General features: G+C 61.5%; 18 protein-coding genes. 7 read left to right on the top strand and 11 right to left on the bottom strand.

From position 1 onward, the window contains the following. Positions 1-439: 439 nt before the first annotated feature. The 4 genes from AAFO92_RS17195 to AAFO92_RS17180 all read right to left on the bottom strand — a co-directional run bounded on the left by AAFO92_RS17195 (position 440) and on the right by AAFO92_RS17180 (position 3177). Positions 440-1489: an AI-2E family transporter gene (locus AAFO92_RS17195; RefSeq protein ID WP_347537184.1), complete on the bottom strand. Its 1050-nt coding sequence runs from the start codon at positions 1487-1489 to the stop codon at positions 440-442. Positions 1490-1524: 35 nt separating this feature from the next. Further along, positions 1525-2256 carry a Crp/Fnr family transcriptional regulator gene (locus tag AAFO92_RS17190; protein WP_347537182.1) on the bottom strand — a complete coding sequence of 244 codons (732 nt, stop codon included), beginning with the start codon at positions 2254-2256 and terminating at the stop codon, positions 1525-1527. 231 nt (positions 2257-2487) lie between these two features. Next, on the bottom strand, positions 2488-2844 hold the full coding sequence (locus tag AAFO92_RS17185) for a phage holin family protein (RefSeq protein WP_347537180.1): 357 nt from the start codon (positions 2842-2844) through the stop codon (positions 2488-2490). Positions 2845-2847: 3 nt separating this feature from the next. Further along, positions 2848-3177, bottom strand: a complete 330-nt coding sequence (locus AAFO92_RS17180; RefSeq protein WP_347537178.1) for a hypothetical protein — start codon at positions 3175-3177, stop codon at positions 2848-2850. Between the two features lie 156 nt (positions 3178-3333). Between AAFO92_RS17180 and AAFO92_RS17175 the strand changes: the two genes are divergently transcribed. From AAFO92_RS17175 to AAFO92_RS17155, 5 genes are all read left to right on the top strand, one after another. Beyond that, positions 3334-3504 (top strand): DUF1328 domain-containing protein, encoded by a 171-nt coding sequence (locus tag AAFO92_RS17175; RefSeq protein WP_347537177.1) that lies wholly within the window; start codon positions 3334-3336, stop codon positions 3502-3504. A gap of 594 nt (positions 3505-4098) precedes the next feature. Continuing rightward, positions 4099-4893, top strand: a complete 795-nt coding sequence (locus AAFO92_RS17170; RefSeq protein WP_347537175.1) for a hypothetical protein — start codon at positions 4099-4101, stop codon at positions 4891-4893. Beyond that, positions 4890-5705, top strand: coding sequence for a hypothetical protein (locus AAFO92_RS17165; protein ID WP_347537173.1), 816 nt, complete (start codon positions 4890-4892; stop codon positions 5703-5705). The genes AAFO92_RS17170 and AAFO92_RS17165 overlap by 4 nt, the downstream gene beginning before the upstream one ends. Further along, positions 5702-6475 carry an aspartate/glutamate racemase family protein gene (locus AAFO92_RS17160; RefSeq protein ID WP_347537172.1) on the top strand — a complete coding sequence of 258 codons (774 nt, stop codon included), beginning with the start codon at positions 5702-5704 and terminating at the stop codon, positions 6473-6475. Before AAFO92_RS17165 ends, AAFO92_RS17160 begins: the two co-directional genes overlap by 4 nt. A 24-nt stretch (positions 6476-6499) precedes the next feature. Further along, a complete protein-coding gene (locus AAFO92_RS17155; RefSeq protein WP_347537170.1) occupies positions 6500-9028 on the top strand; it encodes an AMP-binding protein in 2529 nt (842 codons plus the stop codon). A 116-nt stretch (positions 9029-9144) separates the two neighbouring features. On the opposite strand, the gene AAFO92_RS17150 is transcribed toward AAFO92_RS17155, so the two are convergent. The 6 genes from AAFO92_RS17150 to AAFO92_RS17125 all read right to left on the bottom strand — a co-directional run bounded on the left by AAFO92_RS17150 (position 9145) and on the right by AAFO92_RS17125 (position 14857). Beyond that, a complete protein-coding gene (locus AAFO92_RS17150) occupies positions 9145-9867 on the bottom strand; it encodes an SDR family NAD(P)-dependent oxidoreductase (protein WP_347537168.1) in 723 nt (240 codons plus the stop codon). Between the two features lie 72 nt (positions 9868-9939). After that, positions 9940-11163 carry an MFS transporter gene (locus AAFO92_RS17145; protein WP_347537166.1) on the bottom strand — a complete coding sequence of 408 codons (1224 nt, stop codon included), beginning with the start codon at positions 11161-11163 and terminating at the stop codon, positions 9940-9942. Then, positions 11163-11681, bottom strand: a complete 519-nt coding sequence (locus AAFO92_RS17140) for a chalcone isomerase family protein (protein ID WP_347537165.1) — start codon at positions 11679-11681, stop codon at positions 11163-11165. Before AAFO92_RS17140 ends, AAFO92_RS17145 begins: the two co-directional genes overlap by 1 nt. Beyond that, the gene (locus AAFO92_RS17135; RefSeq protein ID WP_347537163.1) at positions 11674-12831 is read right to left on the bottom strand and encodes a cyclopropane-fatty-acyl-phospholipid synthase family protein; all 1158 of its coding nucleotides are present in this window, start codon (positions 12829-12831) and stop codon (positions 11674-11676) included. The genes AAFO92_RS17140 and AAFO92_RS17135 overlap by 8 nt, the downstream gene beginning before the upstream one ends. Then, entirely contained in the window at positions 12831-13580 is a 750-nt protein-coding gene (locus AAFO92_RS17130) for a DUF1365 domain-containing protein (RefSeq protein ID WP_347537161.1), read from the bottom strand. The genes AAFO92_RS17135 and AAFO92_RS17130 overlap by 1 nt, the downstream gene beginning before the upstream one ends. Beyond that, positions 13577-14857, bottom strand: coding sequence for an FAD-dependent oxidoreductase (locus AAFO92_RS17125; RefSeq protein WP_347537159.1), 1281 nt, complete (start codon positions 14855-14857; stop codon positions 13577-13579). Before AAFO92_RS17125 ends, AAFO92_RS17130 begins: the two co-directional genes overlap by 4 nt. A gap of 189 nt (positions 14858-15046) precedes the next feature. On the opposite strand from AAFO92_RS17125, the gene AAFO92_RS17120 reads away from it, so the two are divergent. Together AAFO92_RS17120 and AAFO92_RS17115 are read left to right on the top strand one after the other, a co-directional pair. Continuing rightward, positions 15047-15613 (top strand): sigma-70 family RNA polymerase sigma factor, encoded by a 567-nt coding sequence (locus AAFO92_RS17120; protein ID WP_347537158.1) that lies wholly within the window; start codon positions 15047-15049, stop codon positions 15611-15613. Beyond that, positions 15610-16248 (top strand): ChrR family anti-sigma-E factor, encoded by a 639-nt coding sequence (locus tag AAFO92_RS17115; RefSeq protein WP_347537156.1) that lies wholly within the window; start codon positions 15610-15612, stop codon positions 16246-16248. The genes AAFO92_RS17120 and AAFO92_RS17115 overlap by 4 nt, the downstream gene beginning before the upstream one ends. Before the next feature lie 56 nt (positions 16249-16304). Here the strand turns inward: AAFO92_RS17115 and AAFO92_RS17110 are convergent, their stop codons facing one another. Beyond that, positions 16305-17540, bottom strand: a complete 1236-nt coding sequence (locus AAFO92_RS17110) for a urate hydroxylase PuuD (RefSeq protein ID WP_347537154.1) — start codon at positions 17538-17540, stop codon at positions 16305-16307. Positions 17541-17594 lie beyond the last annotated feature (54 nt).

Raw genomic sequence — 17594 nt, 5'->3', positions numbered from 1 at the left:
ACTAGGCAAATTACCTAGGTTTACTGAAGTCTGCAAAAGGTAGGAAGTCGCAGACTTCTCCGTTTGTGGAGCAAATTGCTCGATTGGCACAAAGGATAAAGCCAAGATCAAGTGGTGACACAAGGCATGACACCCCCCTATCAGTATGGATTGTAACACTATGATTTTAAATGTATTCTATCGCGCAGATAATAACAAATAGTCCTTCCGGGATCGCCAATCATGAATAACGCCCAGGTTTCAACTAGTTCTTGTTCTGAGGTATCGTGACCGGCTCGGGTTAGCCAGCAAGACAGCATTGAAACCCCGGTTCCACCGGTTTGCGGCAGGGTTCATAGGATCGCTGCCGTCAGTTGGGCTGTCTGTGCGGCACGATCGGTGAACACTCGGAGAACGGCGTTGTCGTGGGCCAACCGGTGTTGGTCGAAGGGACTGCCGATCAGGCGCACCGGTCCTCATCTTCAGAGCTCAGAATGTCAAGCAGGGCGATCGAGATCAGCAGCACGGGGATGGCAACGATACCGCCCACCGGCCCCCAGAGCCATAGCCAGAACACCAGCGAGACGAAAATCAGCAGTGGATTGAGCGATATATTCCGTCCGATCAGCGCCGGTGTCACGAATTGCGATTCAAGCATGTTCAGAAACAGAAAGGCCAAAGGTGGGGCAAAACTGATCAACCCATGAAAGGCAACGATGCCCGCAAAGGTCAGAGCGCCGACCATAACAGCCGGCCCAAGATAGACCACGAAGTTGAGCAGTGCCGCCACCGCCCCCCAAACCACCGCGCCGGGCAGACCGATCACCGTCAGCACCCCGGCAAGTGCGGCGCCCAGACCCGCATTGATCACCGAAATCGTCAGGAAATATCGCGAAACCAGGTTCTCTGCATTGGTGAAACGCTGCTCGATCCGATCAACTTCTTCTTCGCCTGCGATCTGCCTGGAGATCCATGCGTAAGTTCCCTTTCGGGTGAGCAGAAAAAAATAGAGCGCTCCCAGGAAGATCAGGAACTGCGCCAGGATGCGTGGTGCGAGAAACAAGGCGTTCGTAAGGCTGGGGACTGCCGGCTCGGCGTCTTCGACCTTGTCCGATGAGCCGGTTCCCAGAACTTCCTCGACCTGCTTGTTTACCTCATCCAGGTTTCGGACGGCGCCGCGAAACTCCTCGACCCAGCCGCGTATTTCCCATTTGATCCTGGGCAATTCGTCGACGAGGCGCCAGATAATCGGCTCGGCAAGGAATGCCAGAACAGCGACGAACAGCACACCGCTCATCAGGACCAGCAAGGCGGCGATGCTGCGCGGGATCCGCGCCTTTTCCAGCCACTCCATTACCGGGGCCAGGATCACACCGGTGACAAGCGCCATGACCAGCGGGGCAAATACCTCTGCGCCTATTCTCAGTGCCGAAAAAAACAGGATGACTGCGATGACAATCAGCGCGCTGCGTGCGGCCTGGTCCTGGGTTGCGGTATGGATTCTTTTCATCGAGTCGAAGCCTCTGCTGTGGGGTAGGCCGGCAATCAGATCAACGGCCGGACCACCGGTTTGGCCGACGGGGCAAGAGTGGCGATTTCGCGCAGCTTGGCATGTTTCAGGATTTCAAGCTGTCCGTCGTACCCGCGGGCGATGTTCCGGTCACGAAGCGGTTGCAGGGCCTTGTTGGTGCGAACCAGTGACAGACCCAGAGCATCCGCAAGATCCTGCTGCTGGTAAGGCAGAGGCATTTTGGAGCCATTCAGAAACCCAAGCGCGGCGCCACGGCCGTACAGACGGGTGAGGGCCCGCGAAATCCGCTCGATCCCGCGCCGCTGTCCCAGTGCTGCCATGCTTTCACCCAGAACATGCTCTGTTAAGGCGGCCATCCATGTCTGGTCATGGGCGCGTCCGGGGTGGTCACGAAAGAGCGTCCACAATGCCTTGCGGTCAAAGACGCACAGAATCATCCTGGTGCCGGATTCGACCAGATGCTGCATCTTGTTCATCACCCCGCCCTGAAGCCCGATGAATTCGCCGGGCAGCACGAAGCTAATGACCTGCCGCCAGCCCGTCTCATGGGTCTTGAAGCGCAATCCCTTCCCCTTGAGCGTGGTGAACCGTTGCGGGCTGTCAGAACCCTCGTTCATGAGGGTGGTGCCCGGATCGACCCTCATCTCGCCGGTCTTGAATTGTTGCATGAAATTCACCTCTTCGTCCGTCATCGGATCGAAAAGCGGCCAGTTTCTAAGCGGGCAGTTCTTGCAGCGGGCCGGCATGAAAACTCCGTGTCGTTATGTCAGAGTTTAATGCGCAACTCGCCAAAAGGTTCCGCGATGACACGCGGGCGGGTGTCAAAACCCAGGCGAAACAGTGGCTTCGAATGCGTAATAATGCGCAGACAGAAGGGGCATGGGGCTTCTGTCTGCTGTTCGGGCAGGATTTGCTGAATTCAACCGGCGTGGCCAGCGCATGATCTACTCTGCGCCAAGAGGTATTGGACCGCGGAACTAGCCGCGGCCGCTGCGGGCGGCTCGGCCTGCCTGCATTCCTGCGGCAAAGCCCTGCGCCATCTGGAAGAAAGGTTCGAATGTGGTCGCGTTCTCGTCAGCGGCGCGGCGGTGCTCTTCGTCGTCGCGATGCCTGTTGGGCGCAAGAAGAAGGAGCAGCAGCCCGGCGATCAGATAGATGGCGCCAAGCCCGAGAGAAGCGGCAAGCGCGCTGATTTCGACGGCGAGAAACTGCCAGAGAGCCACTGACAGAAAAACCGTACCCGCCAGGCAGAACAATATGCCAAATGCGGTAAAGGTGGCCGATCTGACGGCAACCTTCACTTCGCCCGAGAGATTTTGAAAAATTGCGGCCATGTCTTACTTCCGCCCGGTAAGAAACCCAAGGAGAAAGCCAACCCCGACAGCCAGTCCAACCGCGGTGGCAGGCTGCCTGCGAACAGCTTCCGCGGCTTGATTGCCAAGCTCATGCGCGCCCGCGCGGGCAGCTTCGACACCTTCGGCGCCGCGTTCCTGCAACTGCGCGACAGAGTTGGTAAATTTGGCCTGCGCGGCTTCTTTGGAATGGGTTCCCAGTTCGGCGAGCGTCTTGGCAATCGCGGCGACATCGCTTTTCAGAGTGCCAATCTGTTCGATCAGTTCGTGCACATCTTCCCGGGTCGATTTATCGGCGGCGCCCGACTTGGCCATCTGAATGCTCCTTTCACGCTGGTTCACGGAACCAACGCCCGGGCAGCACCGAAGGTTCCCGCAATTTTTCAGCTCCCTGTTTGACGGTCCTTTGGAACAACTGGCGCGACGTTGCCGTTGACCCTTCAACGCAGGTGGCTATTGAAAGGATATGCCATGCTTTATTGGGCAGTTGTTTTTCTGGTCATCGCACTAATTGCCGGCGTTTTTGGATTTGGCGGCATCGCGTCGGCCTCTGTGGGTATTGCGAAGATCCTGTTCTTTGTCTTCTTGGTGCTGTTCATTCTGGCGTTGATACTTCGTGCCATGAATGGCCGCTCGCCCTAGGGCAGGCTCGGACAGATGCCGTAACGGGTAAAGATGCGTTGTGACTTCTTTTCAGCGATGCCGCGCGAAAAATCTGTTCACTTCCGTGTCAAAAAAAGACTGCTGGAAAGAGTTGGGCGCACCGGCAGTGGGTGCCCGACACCGGGGGTGGTTTCCATATTTTTCCGACACTTACAGGCGAACTTTGGCACAGTTTCGGAGCCAATGTTACTGTCATTTGGCGGCAACAGCAGCTTTCCGTGACCGGCAGGCTTGGCTCCTGCAAGACCGTGTTGAACGTGCCTCTCATCCCTGCAGCCGACCCTATCCATGAAACGAGTGGTAATTCGCTGCCCTGCCACGCGTATGTGCAAAAAGCCGCTCAATATTGACAGGTTGCCCTTCGCACCATTAACTTGAGCGTTGCTAATGACTTACACTTTTTACAATTCACAGGCACAAGAAATTGCAGCGCGCCGTGCACGATTGAATAAAATCGGTCTTTCGACCACCCGCCGACTGGCGCCTGGCGGCTAACCGACTGAGACGTAACGATTGGGAATGACCCGGGGCTGCGATGCTCTGAATCTTCATGTAAAAACGGATGAATGTTAAATGTATAGTGCAAGAATTGTGAACTCGCTCGCCGAGACGACGGCGGATGCGGAATCGGTCGCGGGCTTCAACGTCAGTGAACTATTGCCGGCAAGGGAATGCATCTTACCCGGTATCGGCGGCGTGCTGTCAAACCGGACCGGCGATTTCGACCTGCAAGGGCGGGATGCCTGGATCTTCATCAGCATCAAGAATCGCGGGTTCAACCGGTCTTACATCGACCGGTTCATCGACATGTGCGACGGGCTGGGTCTGAACGGCCATGTCTGCGCGGTCGATGATCCCTATCGCTACAACAGCATGGCCGAGTTGAAGCGCGACGACCTGCCCGAAGAAGAGGCGGCGAAGATTGAACGCCTGTCGTCGGATATCACGCGGATGGTCCAGAAGGCCATCAACGGCAAGCGAACCAACCAGGTAGACATCGTGAAGTGGCGCGAGCTTGAGGCGAACACCCCCCCGGAATACCGCGCCGAACTGACCGCCGCGTTCCAAAACGGTGGCCGCATTCGCGAAATCCTCTATGACCATATCAGTTCGGTCAAACCGATCGAGACGGAACAGGATTTCGAACGCTTTGCCGAGTTCTTCCTGTGCGAAGTGCCGGTGTTGATCTATGCCTATTACTGCAACGGGCCGACTATCGACATCTACCCCGGTCCGCAGCCCAGGTTTTTCTGGCAGATCGAATTGGGCCTGTTCGCCGACGAACTGCCCCGGCTGACAGCCCTTACCAAGGCCGGGCGGTCAATGCTCTATCTGGACACACATGATCGGAGCGGAAACAGGAAATGACCCTTTTAGACGAACGTGCCGGAGATGTTTCTGACATAACGGCCGAAGAAGTAATGGCCAGTCATTTCACGCTGGTCTCGCAGCCGGGCGCGATCGAGGCGATCGCGGTGGACGGGGTCGAGGGCTGGACGTCGCCCAATCCGCACCCTGCGCTCAGCCTGATATGCTGGACTACCGATGACCCCGGCGAGGCGGCAGCGGCGCTGGAGCGCGTGACGGAACGGTTTCGCACCGAGGGCCGCGGGTTCGACTGGATGACATGCCCCCGCTGCGATCATTCCGGGCTGGTATCGCTGCTGGAGGATCAGGGTTTCATCAATCCGCCCCTGCAGATTGCGGCGATGGTCAAACGCATCGAACCGCATGGTAAACCGCAACCGCCTGACGGCGTTCACATCTGGAAGGTTGACGAAATTGCGGACAAGCGCATCTGGTGTGTGATGGCACAGGGGTTCGATGTTCCGGACGATGTTGCTGAGATTTTCCACAATGCGTATGCAAACCCATCGAAACTTCAGAGAACCGAAATTTACGCTGCTGCGGTAGATGGTAGCGATACGCCGGTCGGCGTTGGGTATCTGTCTTATATCGGCGACGGTCCATCGGTTCTGCTCCGGGTCTCGTGCACGCTGGAGGGCAATCGCGGGCGCGGCATCTACAGCGCGGTCGTGAAACGGCGGCTGCACGACGCCGCCCGCGCGGGCCGCACGCAGGCCTTTGTCCATGCCTATTCCGAGGAATCGCGGCGCTGTCTTGAACATCTGGGTTTTTCCTGTGTCGGCACCCTTCAGCTTCACCGGTGGCGGCCATGAGCGTTCATGTACGCGTCATCACGCCGATCATCTCGACCGGCCTCACGCTGGCAACAGATTTCGAAGGCATCCTCGATGACAACGATATCCTTGATTTCACCGAGCTTGACGAAGGACCGAAGGCGGTCGAGTGCGGCTATGACGCCGTGCTTGCCGCGCCGGATACCGTTGCCAAGATCATGGCGGCCGAGAAAGATGGCGTGGACGCCGTGGTCATCGACTGCATGGGCGATCCCGGCCTGATCGCGGCGCGGGAATGCGTCAGCATCCCGGTTCTCGGACCCTGCCAGATGGCGATGAGCATCGCCTCGACCCTCGGGCACCGCTACAGCGTCCTGTCGATCTCGCGGTCGACTCATGCGGCGTTCCACAGGCGGGCACGGGAATATGGCGTGGCCGAGAAATACGCCTCCACCCGGTCGATCGACATTCGGGTCGCGGACCTGCGCGCGCAGTCGGACCTGCGGCGCGAGCGCCTTGTGGTTGCGGCCAAGGCCGCGATTGAAGAGGATGGCGCGGACACGTTGATAATCGGCTGTACCGCGATGTTCGGCGCTGCACGGCAACTGGAGGAGGATCTTCGGACCGCCGGGTACGATATACCGGTTCTCGACCCCGTGCCGCTGACCGTGAAACTTGCAAAAACTTTCGTCGAGACCGGCCTGAGCCATTCGAAACACGCCTTTCCGACGCCGTTGCGGATGCGGACCAAGGACCACGACAAGGCGGCGCCCGTGACCCCCCTGACCGCGGTTGCGTCCGGCGACTAAAAGACTGCTGGCGGGAGCGCTCAGATGTATGACGAGCAGAAGAAGGCGCAGCTCCGCACAGGTACGGACAAGCCGCGCCGGGACGCTGATGATGACTATGATTTCGGCGCCATGCTGCTTGAGGCGCTCGAAAACGCGCCCGCGCGTTGCGCCTTTCGTTTTCAGGGCGTTGAACTGACGCGCAAACAGCTGCGCGACGAGGCGCTCGCGCTCGCCGCGCGGCTGAAGGATGCGGGGCTGCGCCCGGGTGCACTCGTGGCGATCGAGATCGAACATTCCCTCGAACTGGCGGTAGCAATGTGTGGTGTTCAGATCGCCGGCGCCTGCGCGGTTCCGATCGACCCCGCATTGGGCGACGAGCGCCGCGACGCGATCATCGAGAATGTTCGCCCCGTTTGCACGTTGACACGTGCCCCATCACAGGACGGCGATGGGAAGGTCGCCGTAGCAATTGAATCTAACGCGGACCCGGGTACGGATCATGACCGCTGCGACCCGGATCTGGCCTTCATCGTCTACACATCCGGCTCCAGCGGCGGACCGAAAGGGGTGATGATTCACCACGAAAACTACGTGCGCCGGATGCAGAACGTTGTGCCAAGCGTATCCGTCAGCGATGGTGACACTGATCTCGCCTGGACGCCGTCCAGTTTCATTACCATGGTCGACGAACTCTTTCTGCCGCTTCTGTGTGGTGTGCCGACGGTCATCGCCGAACCCGCAATCCGCACGGACCCCCGCGCCTTTACCGCGCTTGTGCAGCGCGAGGGCGTGACTACTTTCCGCATCACCCCGAGTTTGCTCAACGTTGTTCTGCGTTCCACAGCAGCGGCCGAGGCACTGGCCGGGGTGCGAACGCTCATCTGCGCCGGCGAAGCCATGCCCGCTGAATTGCAGGCGATGGCACATCGTCAGCTTTCTGCCAATTTGCTGGGCTTCTACGGCGCAACAGAAGCACCCGCCGCCGCCAAAACCGTCTTTGACAAGGATGCGCCCACGGTCGACACGACGATCTGTACCTCTCAACCGTTCCTATCGCTTCGCGTAGCGCGTGAAGACGGCGCGGATGCCGCGACCAATGAGACCGGCGAAATCTGGATTGGTGGTTGCGCGGTGGCGCGCGGCTACTACCGGCGGCCGGAGCTGACGGCGGAAAAGTTCCTGGAGCGGGATGGCGAGCGCTGGTACCGCACCGGCGACCTCGGGCGGCGCCTGAAAGGTGGCGAGATTGAATTACTGGGGCGCGCCGACCTCAGCGAAGTCAATATCCACGGGGTGCGCATCAGCCTTCCCGAAATCATCGACACACTGCGCGCCGCGGAGGGGATCGAAGATGCCTGGGTCAGTGCGGTTGACCACGGGCCGGGGCGTGACCCGACCCTGGTCGGCCATTGCATAGCCGGCAAGGCGGCTGCGTTCGACGCGGATGCGCTGCGCGCGCAGATCACGACCCGGCTGCCAACGCTCGCGGTGCCGCGCCTCCTGCTGGCGCACGATCACTTTCCGCTGACTGCGAACGGAAAGCTGGATGCACAGCAGCTGCTGCGCGAGGCGACCGTCCGGCTTGAGGACCTGGCCGCCCGCAGCGCCCGGCCCAGCCAGGCCAGGGGGACCGCCACCGAGATCGCCGTTCTCAACTGTTTCGAGCAGGCCTTGGGCAAACGCCAGCTGTCGGTTGACGAAAGCTTCTTTGATGCCGGCGGCACATCGCTCGAAGCGGTTATGCTGGCCGGTTTCCTGTCAGATCACTTTTCAACCGATATCGGCTTCGAGGAAATCTGGCTGAATCCGTCCATCCGCGAAATGTCCGCCTTTATCGAACGCCGCGGCGGCGACAGCCCGGCGCGGACGTTTTTTCACGTTGAGGGCGTGACCGGTCCGAACCTGATAGCGATCGGCTTCGGGGTCGGGCACCTTGCCGGGCTCTGGCCCGACCGCCGGGTTTTCATCAGCCCCGGCATTGCCGGTGATCCGCAGGTGTCCTTGCGCAAACGGCTGGATGATTACGTTTCCGAATATATCGAGGGTCTGCGCCGGATCCAGCCATCGGGCCCCTATCAGCTGATCGGGTTTTCGTTCCACGGGCTGCTGGCCTACGAGGTGGCGCGCAGGCTTCACGAAGCGGGTGAAGAGATCACCGGCGTGGCGCTGATCGAACCCGTGACACCGATGGCGACCCGGACCAACCCGTCCTATGCCGCCGCCGCGGCCGGAGAAGCGTTGCGGTGCATCTCCTCGCGCCAGTTCAGCGTAGTGCGCAACCTGCTGCGGCTGGCGCGCGACTCGGTCAGGCGATCACGTGCGCGTCCGCGCTCGGGGCAACGCAGCGCGTTGGGTCACGTCGTGGTTGCCGCCGAAACCCTGAAACCCTTTCCCCTGCCCGTTGACCTGGTCTATTGCGACACTTTTCCCGGCGACGCATTGCAGAAATGGAAAACCGTCGCAGGCGACAATCTGAGACTGCGCGAAGTCACCTCACCCGACCACCAGAGCTTGATCCAGCGCGAGGCGATCCATCAGTGGAAAGACGTGGTCGACGCCTGGTCGACCTGAAACCGCCTGTCCCTTGCAGGGGTGGCGGACGGCGATACCTGCGCCCATCCGGCCGGCCGTCGACCTGATAGCGACCGGGGCCCTGTGGGCGAACCGGCTGCGCCGGCGATACGGCATCACGACATCAGCGACAGGAACAGTTTTTTCGGCAGGAACCGGCCCACCCGGAACAGCCAGGAGAAGACCATCGGAAACGATGTCTGGAAGCGCCCCCGGCGCATCGCCGCAATGGTCAGCCCGGCGGCCCTGTCCGCGGTCATGATAAAGGGCATGTGGAAATCGTTCTTTTCGGTCAGGCGCGTCTTGATAAAGCCCGGATTGACCAGCTGGACCCGGACATTTGTGCGGCGCAGATCGGCATAGAGGTTCTCGGCCATGTGCATCAGCGCCGCCTTGCTGGCGCCGTACCCGGTGGCGCCCGGCAAGCCCGTGAACCCGGCCAGCGACCCGATCAGAACCAGGTGTCCGCGGTCCCGGCGGGCGAAGTCCGGGGCAAGATGGCCCAGCAGTCGTACCGCGCCCATGTAGTTCGTCTCGCAGATGCGCTCGACCGTGGCCGGATCCCATTGCTCGGCCGTGATCGGCTCGTAGGCGCCGACCGAATAGATCATGCCATCGACCTCACCGGCCTCTTTTGCCGCCCTTTCGACATCCGCGCTGTCGGTCACATCCATGGGGATGACCGTCGCGTCGCGCAGCCCGGCGGCAAGGTCGCTCAGGCGGCTTTCAGTGCGCGCAGACAGGATCAGCCGCGCGCCAAGCGCATCCATCTGCGTTGCCAGTGACCGGCCCAGCCCCTCGCTTGCGCCGACGATCCAATAGGTCTTGCCCTCGAACATGTCATGTCTCCGTTGAATGGCTGCGGGCGGCCCCTAGGCGGGGCGATGGCCGCACGTCCCGCTGGATATACATCAGCTCAGATCCTCCTGCGGCAGTTTCAGGACCAGGGCGATGGCGATCAGCTTCAACAGGCAGGGCAGAATGGCATAGGCGGCCGTCAGCGTCGTCAACGCCTGCCGGCTGTTGTCTCCGCCCGGGGTGAAACCGCTGACTTCAAGCGCAGGCAACAGCAGGATGGCGGCCAGCGCAAGCGAGGATTTCGCGGCGAAGGACCAGACGCCGAACGCCTGCCCCGCCTGCAGGCCCGCACGCGCCAGCGTCGTGGCAAACAGCGCCGGCAGAATGACCATATCCGCCCCGAGAGCAGCGCCCGACGCCACGCAGATCAGGCCAAACACCCAGGCCGCGCCGGGCGGCAGCGCGGCGGCGCCGACAAAACTGATGATGGCCAGCGACATCGCCGGGATCAGGATCCGCCTGGCGCCCTGCGCCGTGACCAGCCGCGACCAGAGCGGCACCGAGAGGCCCGCGGCCAGAAAGAAAAGGATCAGGAACGGACCCGACAGATCGGGCAGCAGCAGGCCATCTTCGACGAAGAACAGGAACAGCGTCGAGGTGATGGCGACCGGCAGGCTGTTCACGAATGCCAGCAGCAGCAGGCGCAAACCGCCCGCATTTCTGAGGGCCGCGAGCGTCAGCGGAGCCTCGGGCGAGGCCGCCCGCCGCCAGAGCGTGCGCGTCTGGAACGCGGTGACGATGGCCACACCCGCCAGCACATAGCCAAAAGCAGTGTAACCTGTCCCGGCGCCGGCAAACGCGGCCAGACCCGTCGGCGCGATCGCGGCAAGGATGATCCCGGCGATAAGCCCGGCCTCGCGGAATGCCGCAAGGCGGTACATGTCCCGCGCCGCGCTGCTGCCGGCGATGGCGGCGCTTTGGCCGTAGAACAGGATGCTGCCCAGGCTATAGGCGGAAAAGACGATGATCAGGGACAGGGTCAGCCAGATCTCGGGCATAATCGGCGGGCTGACCGAAAACAGCATCAGGAACCCCGCGGCCATCCCCAGGGCGGCGAGCCAGGCAAACAGCTGCTGCGACCGCCGCCACCGGTCGATCGCCCTGCCGATCAACGGATCCTGCACGAAATCGAGCACCCGGATGCCGATCAGGATCACGCCCACCGTAGACAGGCTCAGCCCCAGTTCCGTGGTGGCAAAGCGCGGCAGGTGGATATAGAGAGGCAGGCCCGCCGCCGCCAACAGCATCGCGAACAGGCTGACATTCAGGTACCGCATCACCCGCCCCTGAGGCGCCGCGACAGCTCTGGCGCGCGGCTGTTATCCGACAGCCAGATACCCAGGAAGCGCGCGTTGATCTCGGCGTGGCGCAATTGGCAGGTCGGGGCGCCGTTGAAATAGAGTTGCACCTCGTCCGTGGTGGTGGCAATGGCGACAAACTGATCCCCCTCCCCCACATCCCGGAAACAGGGCACGAGTTTCTGCGCAAGCTCGGCATGGTCCGCGCGCGTGCCCTCCATTCTTTCCAGTTCGGACATGGTTGCATCGACCAGGCTCTGTCGCGAGAAGTCGCGGGCATAGATCAGTTGCAGAGCCGCCGGTTTCTGCCAACTCAACGCCTGCCCATCCGGTGTAAAGAAGCGCGCGGTATAAAGCGGCACCCCGAGCCAGCGAAACGTCGCCTCGCCGCGCAGCGCCGGCGTATCGAACATGCGGGCGATCAGGGCGGGCCCTTCGGTGGCCCGCGCCGGCAATACCGCCAGCACCAGGCAGGCGATGAGCACCCATCTAGGCATGGGCAAGCTCCACCTGGACCACGTTGGACTGGCCCGTGGCGAAAGCCGCCGCGCAGATCCCCAGATAGTAGCGCCAGGTGCGCAGGAAGGTTTCGTCAAATCCCAGGGCAGTGATCCGGCCCTGCCGCGCCTCCAGCCGCGCCGACCAGTCGCGGCAGGTCCGGGCGTAATGCGGTCCGAACGCGAAATTGTCGCAGACCCTCAGCCCGGCCTTGCGGGCGTGCCAGGCGATCATCGCATCCGACAACAGCATGCCGCCGGGAAACGTGTATTGGCGGATGAAATCCGAACAGTTCCGGTAGATGTCGAAATTCACATCCGGCACGGTGATGGCCTGCACCATGGCGCGCCCACCCTCGGACAGCCGCGATCTGAGCGTGGCGAAGTAGGTGGGCCAATAACGCTCGCCCACGGCCTCGATCATCTCGATCGACACGATGTTGTCATAGGTGCCCGACGCCTTCCGGTAATCCTGCAACCGGATCTCGGCACGTCCGTCAAGCCGCGCATCGGCATACCCCTTCTGGCTGGGCGAGATCGTCAGACCGGTGACGTGACGACCCCGGTCGGCGGCGCGTTCGGCGAATCCGCCCCAACCGCACCCGATCTCGAGCACGCGCTCGCCCTTGCCCAGCCGGTCGAGGATGCGGTCGTATTTCCGGTTCTGCGCGCGGGCCAGGTCATCGTCGCCCTCGGCATAGAGCGCCGAAGAATAGGTCATGCCCGGATCCAGCCAGAGCTGGTAGAATTCGTTGCCGACATCGTAATGCGTCCGGATATTGCGCGCCGCGCCGCGCAACGAGTTCGCGCGCATGATCCGGTCGATGGCGCGAAACTTCAGGTTGCTCCAGAAATTCGGAAAGGCATAGCTGTGCAGATGATCCATGTTGCGGATTGCAACGGTTGTGAAGGTTTCGATGCAGGGGGTGTCCCACAGCCCGGCTACGTAGGATTCACCCAGCCCCACATCGCCCCGTGCCGCCGCGGCCGCGATCGCCGACCAGTCGTTGATCACCATTTCCGCATGCGGCGCCCCGCGACCGAAGTCATGAACATCGCCATCGGGTGTCCGGATCGTCACGCGGCCCCAGCGGATACCGGCGCAGCTGTCCAGAAAGTCGTGCTTCAGGCGTTTGGTCAGGGAAAACATCAACTTACCTCTTGTTCCGGCGGTGTCGGGCGAGAGCGGTAATCGGCCCCACGCAGCTTCAGGCGCAGCGCCTGCCAGTGAATCAGCACGATGGTGCGCAGGGCGCCAGCGGGGCGGCGGATCAGCGCGCCCAGGATGGACAGGTTCGACAACGGCTTGCGGGTACCGGTGAGCGTGGCGACAACACCATCACCGCCGTTTCTGAACCCGATGCGAATGGCGATCTTGTCCGGCGTCACGTCGAAGTTGAACTGATACTCTCCCGCCACATCCTGGAACGGCGACACGTGCATCAGCTTTTCGGCGCGCAAGGCTCGGCCGGGGGTGATCGGCGCGAAATCCGGCAAATGACACAGATAGCTGTGCCGGTCGCCCCAGGGGTTGTTCACCTCGGCGATGACCGCGCGCAGATCATCGCCATCAACCGCCAGCCAGAAACTGACCGGGTTGAAGATATACCCGGCGAAGGATGGCTGCGTCAGCAGCAATATGCGGCAGGTGTCCGGCAGCCCCGCCCGGACAAGCACTTCCTGCGCCCAGGCCATGCCGCGCCCGCGGCCGGTCGGCCCGCCGTGGTTCTTGTCCTGTACTGCGGTCAGGTTGAAGCGGTTGCGCGAAAAAAGCAGCGGGCCGGATGTCGACGCCGGGTCGATCAGCACGTAATCGACGCCGTAGGTGAAGGCGTTCTTGATCCCGCCGCGCCGGGCATGGGTGGTCGCGCCCGCAATATGTTCCGGCCATTGCGTCATGCAAACTGCCGGTCCAGGTGTTTCGCGACCCGCAGGGCGCTGGCAAATCCGTCCTCGTGGAAGCCGTTGCGCAGATAGGCGCCCGCGAACCACGTCCGGTTTTCGCCCTGGATCAGCTTCATCCTCTCCTGCGCCCGCAGCGCCGCCACGTCGAACACCGGGTGGCGAAATGTCCGGGCGTCGTAGATGAACTCGTCGCGAATGTCGTGCAGCGGGTTCAGCGTGACAAAAAGCGGATCCTCCTCGGGGATATTCTGCAACTTGTTCATCCAATAGCTGACGCTGACCGGCGAGGTCATCGGATCACCGGCAGCGCGGCACACCCAGCTGGCCCAGCAGGCCCGGCGGCGCGGCATCTGGGCAGTGTCGTGGTGCAGAACCATCTGATTGTCCTGGTAACGCATGTCCGACAGGATCGCCTGTTCGTGCCGCGTGGGCCGCGACAGAAGCCTGAGCGCCTGATCGGGGTGGCACGCCATGATGACCTGGTCAAATTGCTCGGTGGCGTATCGGTCAGTCTGGATCGTGATAGCGTCTTGCCCGCGGTTCACCGCCCTGACCGGTATGCCCGGGCGCAGATCGCAGCCATGCGCGGCGAGCCATGACTGCAGGCGTGAGACATATTCGATGCTGCCCCCCTTGACGGTCCACCATTGGTGCTGCCCCCAGACACCCAGAAGCGCATGATTGCGAAAAAACCGCAGCAGGGATTGCGCCGGAAAATTCTGTATCTGATCGGGTGGCGTGGACCAGATCGCCCCGCAGAAGGGCATCAGGTAGAAGCGCTGGAACCAGCTGCCCAGGTTCAGCTCCTGTACCAGATCGCGAATCGTGGTCGTATCGTCCTGGGCCAATGCTTCGGCCCGGGCATTGAAGCGCAGGATGTCGTGCATCATCCGCAGGAAAGCCGGGTTGGCAAGATTGGCGGGCTGCGCCAGCAATGCCTTCAGATTGGTGAGCGCATATTCCAGCCGGCCATCATCCACGCTGACACCGAAGCTCATGTCAGATCGCTCCACGGGCACATCCAGTTCGTGGAACATGCGCGTCAGGTTGGGATAGGTCACATGGTTGAACACGATGAACCCGGTATCGACGGGCTGATCGCCGTTTCGTCCTGCGCGCACGGTACGGGCATGTCCGCCCAGCCGTGGCTCGGCCTCGAACAGGGTAACGTCATGCCGGGGGGTCAACAGGTAAGCAGCGGCAAGGCCGGAAATGCCCCCGCCGACGATCGCGATTTTCCGTCCATGGGGTGTTGGGGCGTCAAAAGACATACTGGTCCTCAGGTATTTTAAGGGGTTACGCTGGCAGTTTGACGCTGGATCAAAAAAAGTGATCCGGCGCGGATCCGTGCGCGTAACTCCCACATGACAAACCTGAGCTGTCAAAATTTCGTGGAACGCCGGCCACCCGCCGGTTATCATGCGTTAGCGGCATCAGCCAACGATGTGAATGAGCGGGACTTGAGCGAGAAAACACCTCAGACATTGTCTGATCAGACACTCTGGATGCTTGCCGTGCGCGACCGGCGTGACAAGCGCGCCTTTTCTCAGCTTTTCGATTTTTTTGGCCCCCGCCTCAAGGGGTTCATCATGCGTGGCGGGGCCACCTCGGCCGAGGCCGAGGATATCGTGCAGGATGTGATGCTTTCGGTCTGGCACAAGGCGGCGTCATTCGACCCGCACCGCGCGCAGGTGTCCAGTTGGATCTACCAGATCGCGCGTAACCGACAGGTGGATATCCGGCGCAAGACGCGCCGGCCGGTGCCCGAAGAGCTGAAAGTTGAACCCGCGACCGAGGTTGATAGCGAACAGATCATCGCGCTTGAGCAAGAAGCCGCCAAACTGCATGACGCGCTGGAAACGCTCAGCGACAACCAACGGCTCATGGTCGAAAAAGCATACCTGGGCGAGCTCAGCCACAGCGAAATTCACGCTGAAACGGGCCTGCCTTTGGGGACGATAAAATCGCGCATCCGTCTGGGCCTGGAACGGCTGCGCCACGAACTGAAAGGGACGCGGCAATCATGACTTCTATTGTCCATCATATCCCAGATCACCTGCTTCTGAGCTACGCGTCAGGATCGCTTCCGCAGCCGTTCTCGCTGGTCGTGGCCGCGCATGTGTCGATGTGCGACGAGTGCCGGGCGCGGCTTGGTGCGCATGAGGGCGCGGGCGGCGTCCTTCTGGAACGCAGCGATCCGATCATCCTCTCGGAGAGTGCCAAGAACAGCATATTGTCCCGGCTTGACGATACCGTCGCAGAGCTTGAGCCGGTTCATGAGCGGTCCGGCATCTTCCCGTCCCCGGTGATGCAGGCCCTGAACGGGTTGCCGCCCAAGTGGAAATCACTTGGCATGGGCGCGCGGCAGTCGATACTGGAAGAGAACAACGAGGGCAGCGTGCGCCTTCTCTATATCCCGGCGGGACAGGCCGTGCCCGATCACGGGCACAACGGGCTGGAGCTGACATTGGTACTGCAGGGTGCCTTCAGCGATGAAACGGGCCGATACGGTGCGGGCGATGTCGAGATTGCAGATGCCGACCTGGAGCACACGCCGACCGCCGAAGAGGGCGAGCCGTGCATCTGCCTGGCGGCCACCGATGCGTCCTTGCGGTTCAACTCGTGGGTACCGCGGCTGCTGCAACCCCTGTTCCGCATCTGACACTTCGGACCGGCACCGCGCAAACGGGTGTCATTGGCGCCTTTCCTTGCGGTCATTCATCCCTTTATCGCGTTCAGATACCACCGGATCACCGCGCGGCGTTCGTCGCCCTCCATGAACGAGACATTGGCGGGTGGCATCGCCTCGCTGATGCCGGAATGCAGGTAAATCAGCGGCGCGGCGCGGGCGATGTCGGCCTCGGTTTCCAGCAAAAGATCCTTGGGCGCACGGTGGATACCGTCATAGAACGGCTCGCGGGCATGGCACATGGCGCAACGGCCGGGAATGATCCCGGCCACCTCGTCGAACCCCTCGGCGGCGGCGAACCGAGTTTCGGTTTCCGACAGCGGCCGCGCCTCGGAGTCGTCATAGCTGTCATGCATCAGCGGCGCAGTACTCAGCCACATGATCCCGATGAACAGCAGCACCGTGACCAGCCAGGTCCACCACTTCATGCCGCCGCCCGCGTGCATCGTGTTGAAGAAATGCCGGATCGTGACCCCCATCAGAAAGACCAGCGCAGCGATGATCCAGTTGTATTCGGTCGCAAAGGCCAGCGGGTAATGATTGGATAACATCAGGAAGATGACCGGCAGCGTCAGGTAGTTGTTGTGGGTCGAGCGCAGCTTGGCGATCTTGCCGTATTTCGGGTCGGGCTCGCGGCCTTCCTGCAGATCCTTCACCACGATGCGCTGGTTGGGCATGATGATGAAGAACACGTTGGCCGTCATGATCGTGGCGGTAAACACCCCGAGGTGAAGCATCGTCGCACGCCCGGTGAAGATCTGGGCGTAGCCCCAGCCCATCGCCACCAGAAGCGCGAACAGCAAGATCATCAGCAGGGTCGGCTTTTCGCCCAGGCCCGATTTGCCCAGGAAATCATAGACCAGCCAGCCGACGGAAAGCGACGCCGCCGAGATCAGCACGCCCTGCCACAGCGCCAGGTCGGCCTTGGTCTTGTCGATCAGGTAAAGCTCGCCGCCCACCCAGTAGATGATCATCAGCAACGCTGCGCCGGACAACCAGGTGGCATAGCTTTCCCATTTGAACCAGACCAGGTGGTCGGGCATGTTTTCGGGCGCCACCAGGTATTTCTGGATGTGGTAGAAGCCGCCGCCATGGACCTGCCATTCCTCGCCATGCGCACCGACCGGCAGATGAGGCACCTTGCGCAGCCCCAGGTCCAGCGCCACGAAATAGAAGGAAGAACCGATCCAGGCGATGGCGGTAATCACATGCAGCCAGCGGACCGCGAAACCGATCCAGTCCCACATGATCGCAAAATCGTGCATTTTTAGCCTCCGTCCAACGAGTCACCCGCAGGTATCGCATTTTTGTTGATTATC

The organism is Roseovarius sp. CAU 1744 (genome assembly GCF_039839345.1).
Classification (GTDB): Bacteria; Pseudomonadota; Alphaproteobacteria; order Rhodobacterales; family Rhodobacteraceae; genus Roseovarius.
Note: the sequence above shows the minus strand (reverse complement) of the source record. Positions and strands in the feature narration are given on the sequence as shown.